The sequence below is a fragment of the Mesorhizobium sp. WSM4816 genome (genome assembly GCF_055811535.1).
Genome location: NZ_JBVVQR010000126.1, coordinates 1 through 236, shown reverse-complemented (window position 1 = coordinate 236; position 236 = coordinate 1). Strand labels below are relative to the sequence as shown.

Annotated in this window: 1 protein-coding gene; it reads right to left on the bottom strand. The window is 30.9% G+C overall.

What is annotated here, in order from left to right; translation table 11 throughout:
* Positions 1–236, bottom strand: a 236-nt coding sequence (locus AC0L3H_RS33065) for a hypothetical protein (protein ID WP_473588257.1), incomplete at both ends; no start/stop codon positions are given.

Below are 236 nucleotides of genomic sequence, written 5' to 3'. Positions count from 1 at the left end.
TGGTTTTTTTTTTTTTTTCCTGGGGTTGTTGTATTTTATTTTTTTTTTTATTCGCTCCCGGTGGGTTTTTTTTTTTTTTTGGGTGTTGTTGGGGGGGGTTTTTTTTTTTTTTTTTTTTTCTTTTTTTTTTCTTGTTTTTGGTCGTATTTTTTTTTTGTCTATTTTTTTTTTGTTCGTGTTTTTTTTTTTTTTGTTCTTTTTTCCTTTTTTGGTCGTTCCCCCCCCCCCCCACGGGC